The sequence below is a fragment of the Actinoplanes sp. NPDC049598 genome (assembly GCF_040675435.1).
Classification (GTDB): Bacteria; Actinomycetota; Actinomycetes; order Mycobacteriales; family Micromonosporaceae; genus Actinoplanes.
Genome location: NZ_JBFAOX010000040.1, coordinates 21,134 through 39,649 on the forward strand (window position 1 = coordinate 21,134; position 18,516 = coordinate 39,649).

An 18,516-nucleotide genomic window follows, 5' to 3' on the forward strand; every position below is an offset into this window, starting at 1 on the left:
GCAGTGGCCCGCGCGGCCGCGAGCCAAATCGCCGCGAAGCCCCGCGAACCAGGCCGGGGAGTTTCGCTTGCCTTACAGCCTAAGCGAGCGAGCGTCATCCGAACGGTCAGTTACGGATGAGCGAACGGACGAGTCTTTGCCCGAAGCTGCCGCTTCTGCCCGGTTGAGCAGGTCGGTGAAGCGCGCGGCGCCACGAACCGGTGACACCCAGTCGCCGGAAGTTTCCACCAGTCGGGTGTCGGGCCGCTCGAGCCACGCCAGGACGCGCTCGGTCTCCTCGGCCGTCGCGGCCGGCACCGGACCCGGTCCGGGTAGGACCGTCTCGGCGGTCATCCGGGCCGCGTCGAGCGTCGGGCGAGGATGTTCGTACGGCGGGGAGGTGGCCGCGGCGGCCAGCCGGCCGTGCCGCACGACGACGATCTCCCACCCGCCGACGTCGTCGCGGCGGGCCGCCACCAGCTCGGCGAGCTTGGTCACCCCGGCCAGCCGTTGCATGCGGACGGTCGCTCTCAGTAGCGCGATCAGGCGCGAGCGCAGCGTCGCCGCCTCCTCGTAGCGCCGCCGCTCGGACAGCGCCTCCATCCGGTCGACGAGGGCCCGGATCACCGGCTCGGGATCACCGTAGGTGGCCGTCCGAAAGGGCAGGGCGGCCCTCGCCGCGTACTCCTCCGGGGTGATCTTGTGTTCGCACGGGGCCGGGCATTTGCCCAGCTCGGCCAGGGCGCAGGCGGCGATCGGGGTACGCAGCGAGAGCTTGTGGGTGCACTGGCGCAGCGGCACGGCGTCGTAGACCCCGGCCGCGGCCAGCTCGGCCGTGCGCCGCGACGAGAACGGCCCCAGATAGGCCGCGTTGTCGTCGGCCAGCGCGCGGACCACCGACAGCCGCGGGTAGGGCTCGTCGGTCAGCTTGAGCCAGACCACCCGATCGGGATATTTCGACCGGCGGTTGTACGGCGGGGAGTGCGCCGCGATCAACCGGAGCTCCCGGACCTCGGCCTCCAGCGAGTGGGCGCACTCGACCGCCTCGACCCGGGTCGCGGCGCCGATCATCTCGGACATCCGCGCGCGTTTCTCGCTGGCGGTGAAGTAACTCCGTACGCGGGTCGCGATGTCCTTCGACGTGCCCACATAGAGCGGGCGGTCGTCGGCGGCCCGGAAGACGTAGACGCCGGGGGAGTGTGGCAGCCCGTCGGCCAGGTGGCGCTTGCGGCGCTGGGCCGGCGTGACGGCCCGGGCGAAGTCGATCGCGTCGCCCAGCGTGTGGACCCGGAAGCTGCCCATCCGCTCGATCAGCCCGTGCAGCACGTCGACCGTGGCCCGGGCGTCGTCGAGGGCGCGGTGGGTGGGCTGGACCTCGGAGCGGAAGAACTGCGCGAGCGTGCCCAGCTTGCGGTTGGGCACCTCGTCGCGGGTCAGGGCCCGGCGGGCGATCGCCGCGGTGTCGAGCACGCGCGGGTTGGGCCAGGGATAACCGTGGCGGGCGCAGGCGGCCTTGAGGAAGCCCACGTCGTACGGCGCGTTGTGGGCCACCAGGACGGCCCCGCGCAGAAACTCGAGCAGGCTGGGCAGCACCGACTCGATCGGCGGGGCCGGGGCCAGCATCGCCTCGGTGATGCCGGTCAGCACGGTGATGAACGGCGGCAGCCGCTCGCCCGGGTTGACCAGGGTCTGGAACTCGCCCAGCTCGGCTCCGCCGCGCACCTTGACCGCGCCGATCTCGGTGATGCCGGCGCCGTCGGCCGCGCCGCCGGTCGTCTCGAGGTCGAGCACGACGAAGGTCGTGTCGGAGAGCGAGAGCGCCGCCGGCTCGACCGAGCCGTCGGCGCTGAGAAGCGTGTCCAGAGTGCCCTGGACGTATGCCGGTTGTGCCACGCCGGGGACTTTAAAGAGGGGGTATGACATGTTCCCGGTCGGCCCTTATAAAAGATCACTTGCTTCGACAAGCTTTTCCGCAGCTTGCGGTGTGAGAATAGGTAGATGTCCGCACCAGATCCGTCGCACGACCGCCCCGATGCCGAGGCGGCCGTCCAGGATGCGGACCACGGCCCGGAACCGATGCTCCCGGAGCCGGTCCGGCAGCGGATCATGACGCTGGCCGCGGCCGCCCTGCCCACGCTGCCGGCCGACGAGATCCCGGTCCAGATGCGCAAGGTGGCCCGGTTCGCCCCCAACCGCCGGGCCCGGCTCGGCGGCCGTGAGATCGCCGCCCAGCTCGCCGCCGACCCCCTGTTCCGCCAGCGGATCAGCACCCGCGTGGTGGCCGACACCGGTGACCTGGGCGCCGCCGTCGCGAGCGGCATGGCCCCGGCCGCGGCCGACCCGGTCGAGGTGGCCGCGCTGGCGTACCTGGCCCGCCCCGAGGGCTGGCGCGAGCTGATCGACGAGGCCGGCCACGCGGTGGTCGCCGAGGCCGACAGCGCCGCCATCGCGAGCCAGGTCCGCGAGGCCGAGCAGCGGGCCGTCCGGGCCGAGCACGACCGCACGGTGGCCAAGGTCGAGGCGGACAAGCTCCGCGACGAGCTGGCCCGGGTCCGTGAGGAGATGGGCCAGCTCCGCGAGGAGGCCCGCGCCACGGCCAAGGCCCTGCGCGAGGCCCAGGCCGCCACCAAGCGCGCCACCGACCTGCTCGCCACCGAGAAGGGCCGGATCGCCCGCACCGCGGCCGACCACGACGCCGAGGTGCGCCGGCTCAAGACCCGGCTGGCCGAGGCCGAGGCGGCGGCGGCCACCGGCAAACAGAGCGCCAAGGACGCCCGGGCGGTCGACGACGCCCGGCTCTGGCTGCTGCTCGAGACCATCGGGCAGGCCGCGTCGGGGCTGCGGCGCGAGCTCGCCCTCAACCCGGCCGGCAAGCTGCCGGCCGACTTCGTGGCCGACACCGCGGCCGAGGTGCCCGGCTCGCCCGAGCGCTCGCGGGCCCGGGCCCAGGACACCGACGACCCCGGCCGGCTCGACCAGCTGCTCGCCCTGCCCCGGGCCCACCTGATCGTCGACGGCTACAACGTGACCAAGCGCGGCTTCGCCGAGATGTCGCTCGAGCAGCAGCGCAAGCGCCTGATCACCGGGCTCGGCGGCATCGCGGCCCAGACCGGTGACGAGGTGACCGTCGTCTTCGACGGCGCCGAGCGGGTGCACGGGCTGCCGCCGGCCCCGCGCGGGGTGCGGGTGCTGTTCTCGCGCAAGGGTGACACCGCCGACGAGCTGATCCGCCAGCTGGTGCGGGCCGAGCCGACGGGGCGGCCGCTGGTGGTCATCTCGTCCGACCGCGAGGTGGCCGACGGGGTGCGCCGCCACGGCGCCTACCCGATGGGCGCGGACTCTCTGCTACGGCGGCTTTCGCGCTCCTGACCTGCGCTTTCCCGTTTTTGTCATACCCCCCTCGTACCGTGATGGTCACTGATGGTGGCTGTCCTTCCCCCGGCCGCCACAGGGGAGGAGGAGTGATGATCATCGACTGCGGTCGCTGTGACCGGGCCCCCGGCGAGTGCTCCGGCTGCCTGGTCTCGGCGCTGGCCAACACGCCCGACGGCATTGAGGATCTGACGCCCGGCGAGCTGCGCGCGATCGAGGTCTTCGAGCTCGCCGGCTTCGAGGTCGAGCTGCTCGAGACCCCGGAGCCGCCGGTGGTCGTGCCGCTGTATCCGCGAGGCCGTAACGTGGCGTAGTCGTTGGTCTTTTCGTCGTCCCCGGGGAGGTTGTTGCGATGCGGCTCTGGGCTTTCGTCGCCCTTCTGCTGCTGCTCGCCGGCCTCGCCGTCGTCGCCGCCCTGACCATCCCATGGCACCGGTCACCGGCGCCCCGCCCGGATCAACTTGCGGCGCTGGGTTCCTTCCCGCCGGAGCAGATAGCGCGGTCCCGGGCCTTTCACACGGCGCTTCGCCCCGGCTCGTACGGGTCGATGGCGGTGGGCCTGATCATCGCGCTGGTGCTGGGGCTCACGCCGCTGGGCGCGTGGATCGTCACGCAGGCCGGGCGGCCGTTCGGCGGCCACTGGCTGGCCCAGGCCGTGCTCGGCGGCTTCGCCGTGGTGCTGGTGGCCGAGATCGTGACGCTGCCGCTCGCGGCCTGGCGGCACGCCATCGTCGTCGAGTACCAGATCTCCACCCAGACCTGGGGCGCGTGGGTGATCGACCTGCTCAAGTCGTTCGCGGTCGGCGCGGTCATCGGCGGGCTGGCCCTGGCCGGCTTCTTCACGGTGACCCACTTCGCGCCGCGATGGTGGTGGGCGATCGGGGCGGCCGGCGCGGCCGGGCTGGTCGTGCTGCTCTCATTCGTGCTGCCGGTGCTGGTCGAGCCGGTCTTCAACAAGTTCACCCCGATGGCCGACGGCCCGCTGCGGACTTCTTTGCTGCAGTTGGCCGCCCGTGACGGCGTACCGGTCAAGGACGTGCTCGTCGCCGACGCCTCGCGGCGCACGCGGGCGGTGAACGCGTACGTCTCCGGCATCGGCCCGACCCGGCGGATCGTCGTCTACGACACGATGCTCACCGAGGCCACGCCGGACGAAGTGGTCTCGGTCGCAGCCCACGAGCTCGGCCACGCCAAGGACGGTGACGTGCTCACCGGGACGATCCTGGGCGCACTGGGCGCGGCCGTGGCCGTGATCGCGCTCTACCTGCTCGGCTCCTGGCAGTGGCTGCTCGACCGGGCCGGCGTCGAGTCGATCGGCGAGCCGCGGGCCATCGCCCTGCTGCTCGCCATGGTCACCCTGGCCGGGCTGATCTCCGGCCCGGCCCAGTCGTTCGTCAGCCGCCGCGTCGAGGCCCGGGCCGACACCCACGCGCTGGACCTGACGGGCGACGCCACCACGTTCGAGGCGATGCAGCGCCGCCTCGGCACCGTCAATCTGTCCGATCCCGACCCGCCCGCCTGGGAGCACACCTTGTTCGCCTCACACCCGTCCACCGTGGAGCGCATGGCCGCGGCCCGCGCGTACGCCCGGGGTGAGCGCTGATGTCCCGCACCCTGCTGATCACCAACGATTTCCCGCCCCGGCCCGGCGGCATCCAGCAGTTCATCCACAACCTGGCCGTCCGCCGCCCGGCCGGCTCGCTGGTCGTCTACGCCTCGACGTGGCGCGGCGCCGAGAAATTCGACGCCGAGCAGCCCTTCCAGGTGATCCGCGAGAAGACCGGGATGCTGCTGCCGACCCCGGCTGTCGCGCGGCGGGCCGCTTCGCTCGCCCGCGAGCACGGCTGCGACCGGGTCTGGTTCGGGGCCGCGGCGCCGCTCGGGTTGCTGGCCGAGGGGCTGCGCCGCCGCGCCGGCATCGAACGGGCGGTGGCCATCACCCACGGCCACGAGATCGGCTGGGCGGCAATGCCCGGCGCCCGGCAACTGCTGCGCCGTATCGCCCGCAACAACGACGTGATGACGTACCTCGGTGAATACCAGCGCAGCCGCCTCGATCGGGCCCTGCACGGGCTGACCAGCCTGGAAAGGCTGGCCCCGGGCGTCGACGTCGACACGTTCCACCCCGGCGTGGACGGCAGCGAGGTCCGCGCCCGGCACGGGCTGACCGGCCGCCCGGTGATCGTCTGCGTCTCCCGCCTCGTGCCCCGCAAGGGCCAGGACATGCTGATCAAGGCGCTGCCGACGATCCGCCGCCGCGTCCCCGACGCCGCCCTGCTGCTGGTCAGCGGCGGGCCGTACCGCGCCAAGCTGGAACGGATGGCCCGCGACCTGGGCGTGGCGTCCGACGTGGTCTTCACCGGCTCGGTGCCGTGGTCCGAGCTGCCGGCCCACTACGCGGCCGGCGACGTCTACGCCATGCCGTGCCGCACCCGCGCCGCCGGCCTCGACGTGGAAGGCCTCGGCATCGTCTACCTCGAAGCCTCGGCCTCCGGCCTCCCGGTCGTCGGCGGCGACTCGGGCGGAGCGCCGGACGCCGTCCGCGAAGGCGAGACCGGCTACGTGGTCGGCGGCCGGGACGTGGCCGCCCTGGCCGCCCGCCTGACCGACCTGCTCACCGACGAGCCGCTGCGCCGGAAGATGGGCCAGGCCGGCCGGGCCTGGGTGGAACGCGAGTGGCGCTGGGAGTCCCAGGCCGACCGCCTGTCGGACATGCTCGACAGGCCCTGACCGCCACGCCTCGCGGGTTGGTCTACCCCGTTCGAGGGAAGGTGCAGCTCACTCGATGTCACCGGCTCCCGTGTGGACGGAGGTGACATCGAAGAAAGGTGCTACCGGCTCGGCGCAGGAGCCACGCTGTTGGGGCCGGTGGTGAACGGGGCCATGGCGGTCGCGGTCAGGCGGCGTATGGCCATGCCGTCGTCGAAACCGTGGTGGTCGCAGCCGGCGTAGCGGAGCACGATCTCGGCCGGGCCGGGGGAGGTGGAGCGCACGCGCAGGACGATGGCCTCGTTGCCGTCGGCGACCTCGGGCAGGCAGTCCCCGGGGTGGTCGGGGCCGCCGCCCGTCGGGGACCGGGCGATCCGCTGGATCGCGGCCGCCGCCGCGGCCCCTTCCAGGCGCACGCTGGAGATCAAGCGCGGCTGGACGTCCGGCGCGGGCGCCGCGTCAGGGTCGGGTATCTCGTAGCGGCAGGCCGAGACGGCGATGACATCGCGCAGAGTGGTGACGTCGGCCGGTGGGGCCGGGCGCCGGTCCGGGTGTTCGCTGATCGGGTGGGTGGTGGCGCAGCCGTACTCGTCGGTGGTGACCCGGTGGATCGTGGCCGTGATGCGGCCGCGCAGGATGAGTGGCGCCTGCACGATGATCTCGACGCCGGCCCGGCGGACCGTCGTGCGGTCGTCCCGCTGCTCGACGCCGTCCGGGGCAGAGGAGTGGCCGAGGGCGACCACCGGGCCGGTGTTCTTCAGTTTCGTCCCGCCGGCGGGGCAACCGATCGCGGGAACCGGGCCGCCGGGACGGGCCACCACCGGAGGGTGGTCGTCGCCGGGCGAGACGCACCAGGCGTCGAGGCGCAGGCCGCTGTCGCCCCAGCCCCACTCGGACGGGACACCGACCTGGATGCCGCCGTAGGACTCCCAGCGCCACCCGGACGGGAGCGGCGGCCGCTTGTCCGTCTGCACCGAGAGCGTGACCTCGGGCGGTGATGATCCACAGGCGGCTAGCAACAGCGCCGTCACAGCGGCGGCGATGGATCTTGCTGGGTGCATACCGGTCGGACGCCGGCACCGGGCGAGTGGTTCCACCGTGAATGAATAGGTGACTGACCGTAAGCCGACAGACGCGATCGGTGGCCCGGCGTAGGAAGGGTGAAAGGCCCCGCGTGCCCGGCCGCGGAGTCTGCGCTGCGGGACGTCCGAGATGGAGCTTCGATGCGGGACGCCGACTCCGGCCAGCCGACCACCCCCGATTCCGGCCAGTCGAAGGCCACCCCCGATTCCGGCCGGCCGAAGGCCGGCCCCGATCCCGAGAAGCCGCGAGCCGCCGACGAGGACGTCCAGGCCGAGTTCGACGACGGCGAGCTGGCCCTGCCCTACTGGCTGACCAGCACCGAAGAGGCGGCCAACACGTCCTTCTGGGAGATGCTCAAACGGCTGCCGCGGCTGCTGCGCGAGGCCTGGCTGCTCGCCTGGCGGGCCGACCCGCGGACCACCGCCGCCCTGCTCGTGCTGCAGGTCGCGGGCGGGGTAGCCAGCGCCGTCGGCATGATCAGCGTGGTCGGCGTCTTCGACGGGCTGCTGCAGGACGTGCCGACGCCGGACCGCGTACGGGCCGCCGTGCCGTCTCTGCTCCTGGTCGTCGGCGCGACGGCGGTGCGCGGGGCGCTCACGTCGGCCGCCGCGGCGGCCAACGGGCGGCTGGGGCCGAAGGTCTACCAGGCGGCCGAGATGCGGCTGCTGACGCTCACCACCCAGGTCGAGCTGTCCACCTTCGACAACGTCGACTGGCGCGACGCCATGGAGCGGGCCCGCGACCGGGGCATCTCGGCCGCCGAACAGCTGGTCAACCGGGCCATCGAGCTGGTGACGAACCTGACCGGGCTGATCGCGGCGGCCGGTGTCCTGGCCGTGCTGCATCCGATCCTGCTGCCGCTGCTCGTGCTGGCCGTGGTGCCGATCGGCTGGGCCGCCGTGCGCTCGGCCCGGCTCGGCCACCGGCGCATGCTGCGGCTGATCGCGGTGTGGCGCCGGCAGCGGATGCTGGCCGAGCTGCTCGCGGCGCGGGAGCCGGCGCCCGAACTCCGGGCCTTCACCCTGCGGTCGTTCCTGCTGGCGGATGTGCGGCGGTTGCTCGCGGTCTCGACCACCGAGGAGATCCGGGTGTCGGTGCTGCAGGTCCGCGCGACCCTGCTCGGCACGATCCTCAGCGGGTTCGCGACGGCCTTCGCGTACGTCGTGCTGCTCTGGCTGCTATGGACGGGCCGGATGGAGCTGGCGGCCGGCGGCGCCGCGGCGTACGCCATCAACATGGGCATCGGCAAGCTTAGCGAGATCGCCTTCTCGGCCAACCGGGTCTTCGATCAAGGCCTCTACTTCGCCGACTTCCAGGGCTTCTGCGAACTGTCGCGCTCGCGGGCGGAACCGGCGCCGGGCGGCGTGGCCCCGTCCGCCTTCGAGGAGATCGCCCTGGAGGGCGTCACCTTCAGCTATCCGGACGCGGACCACCCAGCCGTACGCGACGTCAGCCTCACCCTGCGCCGCGGCGAGGTGATCGCCCTGGTCGGGGAGAACGGCTCCGGCAAGTCGACCCTCGCCACCCTGCTGGCCGGGCTGCACCGGCCGCAGCAGGGCCGGATCCTGTGGGACGGCGCCGACGCGGCCCGCCTCGACCCGGACTCGGTCCGTGAGCGGGTGGCCGTGGTGATGCAGGAGCCGACCCGGTGGCCGCTGTCCGCCCGCGCCAACATCACGATCGGCCGGCACGACCGGGTCGCGTCGACGCCGGAGGTGCACGCGGCGGCCGGCGCCGGCAACGCGCACGACTTCGTGATGGAGCTTTCCCGGCAGTACGAGACGTTGCTGTCCCGCCACTTCATCGATGGCGCCGACCTGTCGGGCGGGCAGTGGCAGCGGCTCGCGGTCAGCCGCGCCTTCTTCCGGGACGCGCCGCTGCTCATCTGTGACGAGCCCACCGCCAACCTGGACGCCCGGGCCGAACACGACGTCTACCAGCGCCTGCGCGAGCTGGCCGAGGGCCGCACGGTGGTCCTGATCACCCACCGGATGGCCAGCGTGCGCGAGGCCGACCGGATCTACGTCCTCGACCACGGCTCGATCGTCGAACAGGGCGACCACGACGAACTGATGGCAGCCGACGGCATTTACGCCCAGATGTTCACGTTGCAGGCCAGCGCCTACCAGATGGCCTGATTCACCAGGTGGAACGCACTGCCGCGTCCGCCGGTCTCGTGGCAGTGTTGTCCTATGGACTCTATAGGCTTGGTCGTGATAGCGGCCGTGCTGCTCATTGGCCTCGCGATCGGCCTGTGGCGCCGCCGCACCGATGGCCACTTCCGCGACGTCGCCCCGGCCGGCCCAGCGGCCGCCCCGGCCGGCCCAGCGGCCGCCCCGGCCGGCCCAGCGGCCGCCCCCGCCGGCCCAGCGGCCGCGCCCGCCGCTCCCGTCGCTGCGCCTGCTTCCGTCGCCGCGCCTGTTCCCGCCTCCGCGCCTGCTTCCGTCGCCGTGCCCGTTCCCGCCTCCGCGCCCGTTCCCGGCGCCGCGCCTGCTGCCGCCTCCGCGCCCGCTGCCCCCGCGTCCGCCGCGGTGGGCGTGGTTGGTGATCGGCTCGCGGCTGCGGAGACTAGGGGAGTGGACAGCGCGGAAGAACGGCGAGTGGTGCCGGACGCGCGGGAGGAGCCGGGCGTGATCGAGGAAACCAGCGCCGACCCCAGCGCCGACGGAGCCCGGCTCGACCCGGCTCTGCTGCGGGAGCTCGGGGTCGGGGACGCGAAGGCGACGCTGCTGCAGTTCTCGTCGGCGTTCTGCGCGCCGTGCCGGGCCGTGCGCCGGGTCAGCTCCGAGGTGGCGGCGCTGGTTCCCGGCGTACAGCACGTGGAGGTCGACGCCGAGAGTCACCTGGAGGCCGTCCGGGCGCTCGGCATCTGGCGCACCCCGACCCTCCTTGTGCTCGACGCGGAGGGCCGGGTCGTAAAGCGCGCCACCGGCGTCCCGGCCAAGCCGCAGCTGATCGCCGCCTTGGGCGCGGTGCTCTGACCCCTCAGACCCCCGTGGTCTCGGTCAGCTCCGGGGTCTTGGCGGCCGGGGCGGGTGAAACGCCCAAGCGGGTCAGGCGGCGGGTGCCGGGGACGAGGAACTGGGACGCCGCCGAGAGGAACAGGACGGCGGCGCAGGCGGTGAGGATCGGCGACGTGCCGTACTTGGCGGACAGCGGGCCGGCCAGCACGTTGCCGATGGGCATGGCGATGAACGAGGTCAGGTAGTCCCAGGAGGAGACGCGGCCGAGCATGCGCTGCGGCACCTGGTCCTGGATGGCGGTCTCCCAGGCGACGTCGAAGAAGATCAGGCCCGCGTAGCCGACGATGGCGCCCGCGATCACCGCGACCAGCTCGGCCGGCCAGACGTAGGCCAGGGCCCAGAGCGGCATCAGCAGCAGCGTGAACCAGCCCGCCCGGAGCAGGCGGCGGGGCTTGAAGCGCAGCGCCACGGCGGCGCCGATCACCCCGCCCAGACCCTCGGCGGCGGCGATGAAGCCGGCGGCCGAGGGGCCACCCAGGCGTTCGATGGCGACCACCTGCACCAGGACCAGGATGATGCCGTTGGCGATGTGGTAGACGGTCGCGCCGAACAGGCCGAACATCAGCCAGTCGCGCTTGCGGATCTCGCGCCAGCCGTCGCCCAGCTCGCTGAGCATGGAGGAGCGGGGGCCGCGCTCCACGCGGACGTGCAGGAGCAGCGCGGCGATCATCGAGGCCAGGAAGCTCAGCGCGTTGACCGTGAAGCCGGCCGAGGCGCCGAAGGCCGCCACCGTGACCCCGCCGAGCGCGGGACCGGCGACCTGGCTGCCGGTCTGCAGCATGCTGATGGTGGCGTTGGCCGACTGGCGCTTCTCGACCGGGACCAGCAGCGGGCGCAGCGCCCCGAAGGCCGGGTCGAAGAAGCTGGCGGCGCCGGTGGAGATCGCGGCCAGCGCGCAGAGCAGGATCAGGTGGTATCCGCCGCTGAAGAACATGACGGCCATCGCGCCCGCCGACAGCAGCCGAACCAGGTCGGAGGCGACCATGACGCGCTGCGGCTGGAGGCGGTCGGCCCAGACGCCGCCGAAGAGGGTGCAGACCAGCCGGGCCACGATCGACGCGGCCATGACCAGGCCGAGGTCGCCGGGGCCGCCGCCGGCCTTGAGGACCGCGACGGCGAGCGCCACGGTCTGGAACCCGTTGCCGATCCAGGAGAGGGTCAGGCCGCCGGTCAGCAGCTGGAAGTCGGTGAACCGTCGCATGAGCCAGGACAGTAGTTCAACGTCTAACTATTAGCAATCGAAAAGTCAGGCGCACGATAGAGTGGCCGGATGGAAGAGGACAGCGTCGATCAGCATGTGGCGCGGTGGGCGGCCTTCTGGAAGGACGAGCCCGCGTTCGCGCCCGAGGTCGAGGGCGCGCTGGTGCGGATGAACTACATCCAGCGCGAGGCCCGGCGGGCCGACTCGGCCGCGTTCGCCGAGTCCAAGGAGCTGACCTTCGAGGACTACAAGACGCTGCACGTGCTGATGATCCAGCCGTGGCCGATCGAGGCCACGCCGGCCCAGATGGCCGAGGCGTCCAACGTGACCCGGGCCGCGATGACGAGCCGGCTCGACCGGCTGGTGGCGGCCGAGCTGGTCACCCGCCAGCACGACGAGGGGGACCGGCGGCGGGTGCTGATCCGGCCGACGGCGGCCGGGCGGGCGGCCTGGAGCAAGTACATCTTCGAGGGGATGGCCCGCGATCAGAAGCTGCTCGGCGCCCTCTCGCACGAGGAATTGATCCAGCTCAACGGCCTGCTGCGCAAGGTGCTCCTGAGCCTGGAAAGTTGATCGGCCCGGTAGGATATAAATCAGGTATGGAACTCGATCCCCGTGGCCAGCGGTTCGCGGCCACGCTGACCAGCATCGTCCTCGTCGTCGTGCTGGCCACCGGCTGGGGCTGGCTGGCGCTCGTCCAGACGGTGATCTTCGCGGTCACGGCGGCCGATCCGCGGCGCGGCCCGTACTCGTACGTCTATCGCGCCCTGGTCCTGCCCCGGCTGGGGCCACCGGCCGAGCGTGAGCCGGCCGCGCCCGTGCGCTTCGCGCAGTTAGTCGGTTTTAGCTTTCTGGCTGTCGCGAGTGTCGGCTACCTCAGCGGGGTGACCACGCTCGGTGTCGTCTTCGCCGGCTTCGGCCTGCTCGCGGCGTTCCTCAACGCGGCCTTCGGCCTGTGCCTGGGCTGCGAGATGTATCTGGCCATGCGGCGCGTAAGAGCATAAAAGCCCGGCGGGGGAACCGGGCTTCACACGAACGACAGCGACGAGGGGATCAGAACTTCGGCGCGTCCGGAGCCTCGAGGAGGCCGAGCCGCAGCGCCGTCATGAGCGCCTGGGCCCGGTTGGCCGCACCCAGCTTCTCGTACAGCTTCGAGATGTGGGTCTTCGCGGTCGACTCGGAGACGAACAGCTGCTTGGCGATGCCGGCCACGCTCATGCCGTCGGCCAGCAGGCGCAGGACCTGGCCCTCACGCGGGGAGAGCTGCGGGCCGGAGGGGGCGAGGCGGCGCTTCATCGCCTCGGCCAGGTCGGCCGCGGTGAACGCGCTCGGGGCCGAGGCGGCGTGCCGGGCGGCGGCCACGACCTCGTCCGCGGGCGCGGTCTTGGGGACGAACGCGCTGGCGCCCGCCTCGAGGGCGCCGAAGAGCTGGTCGTCACCCGCGTACATGGTGAGGACGACGATGCCCATGTTGGCGTTGTTCTTGCGGAGGGCCTTGGTGGCCTCGAGACCGCTGCCGTCGGGCAGGCGGAGGTCCATGATCACGACGTCCGGCTGCAAAGCGCCGGCCTGGCGGACCGCCTCGGCGGCCGTGGCCGCCTCACCCACGACCTCGAACTGACGGTCGCGCTCGAATGCGTGTCGCAGCCCCTTACGAATCAAGTCATGATCGTCGACAAGGAGGACCTTGGTGCGCGTCGTCGGCGCCGGACTGGTCGACATGCTCGGGTTACTCCCCTTCTGGAGCGGAAACGCTATCCCGCACGCTATCGCGCCTGGCGGAAGAACCGAGCACTACGGCAACGGTTGTCCCGCTGGGGTGTCGCGGCGTGATCTTCAGTCGGCCCCGGATCCGTTCCGCCCGCTCGGCCATGATGGTCAGACCATAACGACCGTCCGGGCGGTCGTCAGCGAAGCCCCTGCCGTCGTCGGAGACCTCGATCTCCGCGAACGGCGGGTCGACCGTGCAGGTAACCCACAGATTAGAGGCTCCGGCGTGCTTGCGCGCGTTGGTGATCGCCTCTTGGGCGATACGCAGCAACTCGGCCTCGGTCGCGGCGGGCAGCCGGGCGGTCGATTCGTCAAAAGTGAAGTGCACCCGCAGGCCGGCCGAGGTGCCCAGCGTCCGGGCGTACTCGGCGATGGCGGCGGCCAGGCCGCCGTTGCGGTCCACCTCGGAGCGCAGCTCGAACAGGCTCAGCCGCAGCTCGGTGATCACCCGGGTCACCTCGCTGCGCAGCGAGCGCAGCTCCTCGGCCGTCTCCTCGGCCCCCTCGGGCAGGGTGGCCTGGGCGTTGTCGATGCCGTAGCCGACCATCACCAGCTCCTGCGCGACCCCGTCGTGGATCTCGCGGGCCAGCCGCTGACGCTCCTCATTGGTGGCCAGCGAGCGCACGTCGTCGAAGAGCAGGGCGGCTTCCAGCCGCAGGGCCGCCGGGTCGGTCACCCAGGTCACTTCGCTGACCACACTTGAGGGGTACGCGTTGGCGACATCCGTCTCCAGGATGACCAGCCCGATCGTTCGCACCCCGGCCACCAGCGGCACGACCAGCGACGAGGTGTCACCCGTGCGGCCGGAGCGGGCCTGCGACCGGTTGGCCGTCATCGGCTGCTGGGTGGCCCAGGCGTCGGCGATGGCCGAGTCGGCGTCGAGCGTCGTCTCCCAGTCGACCCGCTCGGCGCCGGTCTGCGCGAGCACCACCAGGCGGCCGCCGCCGGAGGCCGACAGCACGGCCGACCGATCGGACGGGGTGACCAGGCGCAGCTCCTCGAGCAGGTGCTCGGAGATGCCGCCCGGGTCCAGAGTGGCCCCCGGCAGCGACCGGGCCACGCTCCGCAACTGCGTCAGCAGGCGGGTGGCCTCGGCGTACGGCTGGGGGGTGGGCTCGGTGGGCTGCATCAGCTGACGCATCGTGTCGGCCGCGAACGTGATGATCGCGCCGAGGACCAGCCATTGGCCACCGGCCGCGAGGAACCCGGGCTGGGTGATCGGGCTGACGTCACCGATCAGCGTACCGCCGACCACCAGTGACACCGCCGCCACACCCAGCAACGCGGCGCCCTCGGTCGGGCGCCGGCGCAGGGCCGCGGTCAGCAAGGGCACGGTGAGGTACGGAAGAACGACCTCCGCCCCGAAACCCGCGTCCAAAGTGCCGTGGGCCTCGGCCGCGGCGGCGATCGAACCGGCCGCCAGCCCGGTGATCGCGACCTCGGCGAACCGCCCGAGCGGGGCGAACAGGTGATGATCGGGCGCCAGGAACGCGGGCAGGGCGGCGATCACCAGCAGGGCGATCCAGCCGAGCTGGCGTACCTCTCCCGTGGCGATCAGGGTGAGCGCCGCGACCAGCGCGAGCATGACGATGCGCGCGGCCACCGCAAGGGGCTGGACGCGCGCGGAGACGCTGGCTAGGACCGGCACCTGACGGATGGTAGCCGCCCCGGGGCCGGGCGGCTCGCCGCGCTGGCCCGTCGCCGGGAATGTCGTACCGGGTGGGTAGTCTCCCGTGCATGGCGGACACCTCGACGCAGTCGATCCAGGTCCATGCGCCCCTCGACCGCGTGGCCGCGGTGATCAGCGACTTCCCGCGCTACACCGAGTGGGCCGAAGCGATGAAACAGGTGGAGGTCCTCGAGGAGTACGAGGACGGTTACGCGGCCACCGTCCGGTTCGTGATCGACGCCGGGGTGATGGCCGACGACTACACCCTGGAGTACGAGTACGCCGAGGATCTCTCCCGGATCGAGTGGCACCTGGTCCGGCCCTCGAAGACGCAGAAGTCACAGCGCGGCTCCTATGACCTTGTCGACGACGGCCACGGCAACACGACGGTGACGTACACACTTGAGGTGGAGCTCTCCATCGGCATGCTCGGCATGTTCCGGCGTAAGGCGGAGAAGATGATCATGGATACGGCGCTGAAGCAGCTCAAGCGCCGCGTCGAGAGCCTGCCTACGAGCTGAGCAACACCCCTAGGAGCGCGACATGCCCGGTTCCGCACGGGAGGAGGCCGAGCGCCTGGTCGCCACGGTCCTGGCCTCGATGTCAACCGCCGGCGGCTCGGCGGGTGGCCCGGGCGGCCGTTCGTCGGGGCCGGGCGGCAGTTCGTCGGGCCCGGGCGGCGGCCCGTCGGGCCCGGGCGGTGGCCCGTCGGGCCCGGGCGATGGTTCGTCAGGTGGGCCGGGCGGGGGGCCCGACTGGGCCCGGCTGGGCAGTGGCCTGGCCTCCGCGATCCGCGCCGCCGGTGACCGGCTCGGCGATCTGGGCGGCCTGATCAGCGACGACCCCGCCGCGGAAGACGGAGTGGCCGGCGAGCGGGCGGCTGGTGGCCGTGCGGGCGATGATCATTCCAATGCCGGCCACGCCCGTCGACAAAGCGGCGCAAATCGTACAAGCGAGCGCGGGCACTGGGCCACGGGGAGCGCGGAATGCTGTGTATGCCCGGTGTGCAAGGCCATCGCGGCCACTCGGGACCCGAGTCCGATGACGGCCGCCCGTCTGGCGAGCAGCGCGGGCGACCTGGCCACGGGTGCCGCCCACCTCATGCGGGCGTTCTCCGCGATGACGGGGGAGAGGAAGAAGCCGCGCCCCGCGCCGAAACCGGCGACTCCCGGCAACGCGGACCAGACCTGGTCGACAGCGACCCGTTCTGCGAACAAGCGCACCACCGACACGCGCAACACCGCCGGCGAAGCCTGGTCGGCCGCGACAAACGCCACCGCTCCGGGTGGGCAGGCCGTGCCGGATGGGTACGCCGCTCCCGATGAGCAGACCATGCCGGGTGGGCATGCCGCTCCCGGTGGGCACGCGGCTTCCGCTGGGCACGCGGCTTCCGGTGGGCACGCGGCTTCCGCTGGGGACGCCGCTCCCGGTGGGCGCGCCGTACCGGGGGGAGAGGGGCACCGTATGGGCGGGGACGCGTGGTCGGCGGCGACCGGTGCGACCGCCGCGGCCGAGGGCAGTGGTGCCGCCGGGGGTAGCGGTGCCGCCGGGAACAGCAGGGCCGCCGGGGGTAGCGGCACCGCCGGGGACGCCTGGGCGGCGGCTACGTCGGCCAGTGCGGCCGAGGTGGCGGCTGAGCATGCGGCGGAGCTGAGGGAGCGGCGCGAGGCGGCTCGGCGGGCCGCGGCTGAGGCCGAGCGGCGGGTGGCCGAGGCGGCGGCGCAGGCGCGGGCGCAGCGGGCGGCGGCGGCCGCGCGGGAGGCTGAGGCGGCCGCGCGGGCGGCGGCCGGGGGCGCTGAGCTGGGGTCCGGCGAGACGGGGGACACTGCGGGTGGGGCGGCGCGGGAAAGCCGTACCCCTCGAAGGTTTGATGTGTGGGCCGCGGCCACCGCGGATGCGGGTGTTGCCGACGTGGCGCCGAGCGCGACGGTGGATCATGATGTGGCGGGCGCGGAGGCGCTCAGGGACAGTGAGCCCCGCGACGGCCGGGACGGCGGCGCGGAGTGATGGGACAGAGGGGACGGGCAGCGTGACGCTGACCATCGGAGTCGACGTCGGCGGCACCAAGGTGGCCGGTGGGGTGGTCGACGAGCACGGCACCGTGCTGCACTCCAATCGCCGGGACACCCCCGCCGAGGACCCGGCCGGCACCCGGGACACGATCGTCGAGGTCGCCGCCGAGCTCGCCGCCGCCTACCCGGAGGCCACCGCGATCGGCATCGGCGCCGCCGCCTGGATCGACGCGGCCGGCTCGACCGTGCTGTTCGCGCCCAACCTGGCCTGGCGCGACGAGCCCCTGCGGGACTACGTGAGCAAGGCCGTGGGCCTGCCCACCGTGCTCGAGAACGACGCCAACGTGGCCGCCTGGGCCGAGTTCCGGTACGGCGTGGCCCGGCACATGGACGACTCGATGGTGATGATCACCGTGGGGACCGGCATCGGCGGTGGCATCGTGCTCAACGGCCGGTTGTGGCGTGGCGCCCACGGCATCGCGGCCGAGCTCGGTCACATCCAGTCCGTGCCGGACGGCCATCCCTGCGGTTGTGGCCGGCTGGGCTGCCTGGAGCAGTACGCGAGCGGCAACGCCCTCGTACGCTTCGCCCGGGCCGGCGCCCGGCAGGAGCCCGAGCGCGCGGCCCAGCTGCTGGAGCTGGCCGGCGGCGACCCGCTTGCCATCACCGGCCGGCAGATCACCGAGGCGGCCCGGGCCGGTGACGGCGTCGCCCGGGACGCGTTCGGGCAGATCGGCTACTGGCTGGGCGTGGCCATGGCCGACCTGGCGCAGAGCTTCGACCCGCAGATCCTGGTCGTCGGGGGCGGCGTGGTCGACGCGGGGGACCTGCTGATGACCCCGACCCAGACCACGTACCGGGATCAGCTCAAGCAGCGCGGCCGCTTCCCGGTGGCCGAGCTGCACGCGGCCGAGACCGGCAACACGGCCGGCGTCGTCGGCGCGGCCGACCTGGCCCGGCGTCCCTGACCGCATGGCCGAGCCCCCCGCGCTGCGCGTCGTCAGCTACAACGTCCACGGCATGAAGGACGACCGGGCCGCCCTGGTCGAGCTGGTCCGCGAGCTCGCCCCGGACGTCCTGGTCGTGCAGGAGGCGCCGCGGCGTTTCCGCTGGCGGCACCGCTGCGCAGCCCTGGCCGACGACCTCGGCATGGTGGTGGCGGCCGGCGGCCTGCCCGCGCTGGGCAACCTGCTGCTGGTCAACCTGCGGGTGCGGGTGCTCGACACGTGGGTGATGCGCTACCCGCTCACCCCGGGCCGGCACCTGCGGGGCGCGGTCTTCGCCCGGGGCTCGGTCCGCGGCGGTACGTTCACCGTGGCGGGCTCGCACCTGGCGACCGACCCGGCCGAGCGGCCCCACCAGGCTGCCCTCTGGAAAGAGGCGCTGACCGCGGTCGACGGCCCGCTGATCGCCGCCGCCGACCTCAACGAGGGCCCGGGCGGCGGGGCCTGGCGCACGGTCTCCGACGGCCTGGTCACCTCGGACGACAACCGGCCCACCTTCCCGGCCACGGTGCCCGCCCGGCGCCTCGACGGCCTGTTCGTCACCCCGGACATCACCATCGACAAGTACGAGATCGTCGAGGACGACCGGGCCCGCCGCGCGAGTGATCATCTTCCGGTCGTGGCCGACCTGCGGCTCCCGGCCGGACGGTAAAACTGGATCTTCCGGGCGGGCCCACCCTTCTGGCAGGATCTC

Annotated in this window: 16 protein-coding genes and 1 pseudogene; 12 read left to right on the top strand and 5 right to left on the bottom strand. The window is 72.9% G+C overall.

Going from position 1 to position 18,516, the window contains the following annotated elements:
- Positions 1–72: 72 nt before the first annotated feature.
- Complete coding sequence (locus tag AB0J66_RS46395; RefSeq protein ID WP_364674934.1) at positions 73–1,872, bottom strand: DEDD exonuclease domain-containing protein; 1,800 nt, start codon at positions 1,870–1,872, stop codon at positions 73–75.
- Between the two features lie 105 nt (positions 1,873–1,977).
- On the opposite strand from AB0J66_RS46395, the gene AB0J66_RS46400 reads away from it, so the two are divergent.
- The 4 genes from AB0J66_RS46400 (at position 1,978) to AB0J66_RS46415 (ending at position 6,081) form a co-directional block, all read left to right on the top strand.
- The gene (locus AB0J66_RS46400) at positions 1,978–3,348 is read left to right on the top strand and encodes an NYN domain-containing protein (protein ID WP_364674937.1); all 1,371 of its coding nucleotides are present in this window, start codon (positions 1,978–1,980) and stop codon (positions 3,346–3,348) included.
- Between the two features lie 95 nt (positions 3,349–3,443).
- On the top strand, positions 3,444–3,665 hold the full coding sequence (locus tag AB0J66_RS46405) for a hypothetical protein (RefSeq protein WP_364674939.1): 222 nt from the start codon (positions 3,444–3,446) through the stop codon (positions 3,663–3,665).
- Positions 3,666–3,703: 38 nt separating this feature from the next.
- Positions 3,704–4,954, top strand: a complete 1,251-nt coding sequence (locus AB0J66_RS46410) for a M48 family metallopeptidase (RefSeq protein ID WP_364674942.1) — start codon at positions 3,704–3,706, stop codon at positions 4,952–4,954.
- Positions 4,954–6,081 (top strand): glycosyltransferase family 4 protein, encoded by a 1,128-nt coding sequence (locus tag AB0J66_RS46415; protein ID WP_364674944.1) that lies wholly within the window; start codon positions 4,954–4,956, stop codon positions 6,079–6,081. Before AB0J66_RS46410 ends, AB0J66_RS46415 begins: the two co-directional genes overlap by 1 nt.
- A 101-nt stretch (positions 6,082–6,182) precedes the next feature.
- Here AB0J66_RS46415 and AB0J66_RS46420 read toward each other — a convergent pair whose 3' ends face one another.
- Positions 6,183–7,034: a hypothetical protein gene (locus AB0J66_RS46420; protein WP_364674946.1), complete on the bottom strand. Its 852-nt coding sequence runs from the start codon at positions 7,032–7,034 to the stop codon at positions 6,183–6,185.
- A 249-nt stretch (positions 7,035–7,283) separates the two neighbouring features.
- On the opposite strand from AB0J66_RS46420, the gene AB0J66_RS46425 reads away from it, so the two are divergent.
- Positions 7,284–9,281 carry an ABC transporter ATP-binding protein gene (locus AB0J66_RS46425; protein ID WP_364674948.1) on the top strand — a complete coding sequence of 666 codons (1,998 nt, stop codon included), beginning with the start codon at positions 7,284–7,286 and terminating at the stop codon, positions 9,279–9,281.
- 438 nt (positions 9,282–9,719) lie between these two features.
- On the top strand, positions 9,720–10,124 hold the full coding sequence (locus AB0J66_RS46430) for a thioredoxin family protein (protein ID WP_364674951.1): 405 nt from the start codon (positions 9,720–9,722) through the stop codon (positions 10,122–10,124).
- A gap of 4 nt (positions 10,125–10,128) precedes the next feature.
- On the opposite strand, the gene AB0J66_RS46435 is transcribed toward AB0J66_RS46430, so the two are convergent.
- A complete protein-coding gene (locus AB0J66_RS46435; protein WP_364674952.1) occupies positions 10,129–11,367 on the bottom strand; it encodes an MFS transporter in 1,239 nt (412 codons plus the stop codon).
- A gap of 69 nt (positions 11,368–11,436) precedes the next feature.
- On the opposite strand from AB0J66_RS46435, the gene AB0J66_RS46440 reads away from it, so the two are divergent.
- Together AB0J66_RS46440 and AB0J66_RS46445 are read left to right on the top strand one after the other, a co-directional pair.
- Positions 11,437–11,940: a MarR family transcriptional regulator gene (locus tag AB0J66_RS46440; RefSeq protein ID WP_364674955.1), complete on the top strand. Its 504-nt coding sequence runs from the start codon at positions 11,437–11,439 to the stop codon at positions 11,938–11,940.
- A 26-nt stretch (positions 11,941–11,966) separates the two neighbouring features.
- A complete protein-coding gene (locus AB0J66_RS46445) occupies positions 11,967–12,371 on the top strand; it encodes a DUF4395 domain-containing protein (protein ID WP_364674956.1) in 405 nt (134 codons plus the stop codon).
- A gap of 49 nt (positions 12,372–12,420) precedes the next feature.
- On the opposite strand, the gene AB0J66_RS46450 is transcribed toward AB0J66_RS46445, so the two are convergent.
- A complete protein-coding gene (locus tag AB0J66_RS46450) occupies positions 12,421–13,089 on the bottom strand; it encodes a response regulator transcription factor (protein ID WP_020512124.1) in 669 nt (222 codons plus the stop codon).
- Positions 13,090–13,096: 7 nt separating this feature from the next.
- Entirely contained in the window at positions 13,097–14,722 is a 1,626-nt protein-coding gene (locus AB0J66_RS46455; protein ID WP_364675058.1) for a GAF domain-containing sensor histidine kinase, read from the bottom strand.
- Between the two features lie 152 nt (positions 14,723–14,874).
- Between AB0J66_RS46455 and AB0J66_RS46460 the strand changes: the two genes are divergently transcribed.
- From AB0J66_RS46460 to AB0J66_RS46475, 4 genes and pseudogenes are all read left to right on the top strand, one after another.
- Positions 14,875–15,327, top strand: a complete 453-nt coding sequence (locus AB0J66_RS46460; RefSeq protein ID WP_364674959.1) for an SRPBCC family protein — start codon at positions 14,875–14,877, stop codon at positions 15,325–15,327.
- Positions 15,328–15,349: 22 nt separating this feature from the next.
- A pseudogene (locus AB0J66_RS46465) lies at positions 15,350–15,976 on the top strand (hypothetical protein); the annotation flags it as partial.
- Positions 15,977–16,835: 859 nt separating this feature from the next.
- Complete coding sequence (locus AB0J66_RS46470; RefSeq protein ID WP_364674961.1) at positions 16,836–17,786, top strand: ROK family glucokinase; 951 nt, start codon at positions 16,836–16,838, stop codon at positions 17,784–17,786.
- Positions 17,787–17,790: 4 nt separating this feature from the next.
- A complete protein-coding gene (locus AB0J66_RS46475; RefSeq protein ID WP_364674964.1) occupies positions 17,791–18,474 on the top strand; it encodes an endonuclease/exonuclease/phosphatase family protein in 684 nt (227 codons plus the stop codon).
- The last annotated feature ends 42 nt before the right edge of the window (positions 18,475–18,516 follow it).